The 967-nt window shown below is 29.7% G+C and carries 1 protein-coding gene; it reads left to right on the top strand.

From position 1 onward, the window contains the following. Positions 1 to 384: 384 nt before the first annotated feature. The coding region (ilvC, locus tag CLCOS_RS21215; protein ID WP_063602654.1) for a ketol-acid reductoisomerase at positions 385 to 967 on the top strand (583 nt) is incomplete at its 3' end.

The raw sequence follows: 967 nt of genomic DNA, 5'->3' as shown, positions 1-967 counted from the left end.
AGTAATTAAAAAGTAGAATGTTCAATTGGCAGTATTAAAATATTTATTAAATTGGGGTAATATTTTAACAGTGTATCAATAAAAAATTACTTATGAATAACGCTTATGAATAAGGGGGCTTATCATTCAGCGGATGACTTAAGTTTACAGGAGAAGTTGGGGAAACACTTTTCCCTCCTAATCCCTGTAATATCAATATCTATCTTTTTAGGGGCAAAATAATTATAGAAATACATACATTTGTAATAATCATAAAATTCTTAATTATGGGAGTTACAAGTCATTTTTTAAACATCAAGTAGTATATTATTCAAATGTTTAAAGTATTAAAAAGTTCAATATATACAAAAATAGTATAAATAAATTATTCAGGAGGAAAATATTATGGAAAAATTAAAAGTTTATTATGATGAGGATGCAGATTTGAATCTCTTGAAAGGAAAGAAAATAGCTATACTTGGCTTTGGAAGTCAGGGACATGCACATGCTTTGAATTTAAAAGAAAGTGGACTCGATGTAATAGTCGGTTTATATAAAGGTAGTAAGTCATGGAAAAAGGCTGAAGATTATGGGTTTAAGGTATATGAAATAGCTGAAGCCGTTAAACAAGCAGATATTATAACAGTACTTCTACCAGATGAAAAACAAAAACAAATTTATGAAGAGAGCATAAAGGATAATTTATCAGAAGGAAATGCATTGTTCTTTGCACATGGATTCAACATTCATTTTAATCAGATAGTACCACCTAAGTTTGTAGATGTTTTGATGATTGCTCCAAAAGGACCAGGACATATAGTTAGAAGAGAATATACATTAGGCAATGGAGTTCCATGTCTCTATGCAGTATATCAAGATTACAGTGGAAAAGGAAAAGAAATTGCTTTAGCTTATGGAAAAGGAATTGGTGGAACTAGAGCAGGAGTTATGACTACAACATTTAAAGTTGAAACTGAAACTGATTTAT

The organism is Clostridium coskatii, assembly GCF_001675205.1.
Taxonomy (GTDB): domain Bacteria; phylum Bacillota; class Clostridia; order Clostridiales; family Clostridiaceae; genus Clostridium_B; species Clostridium_B ljungdahlii.
The sequence above is the reverse complement of the archived record's forward strand: the minus strand, read 5'-3'. Positions and strand labels throughout refer to the sequence as shown.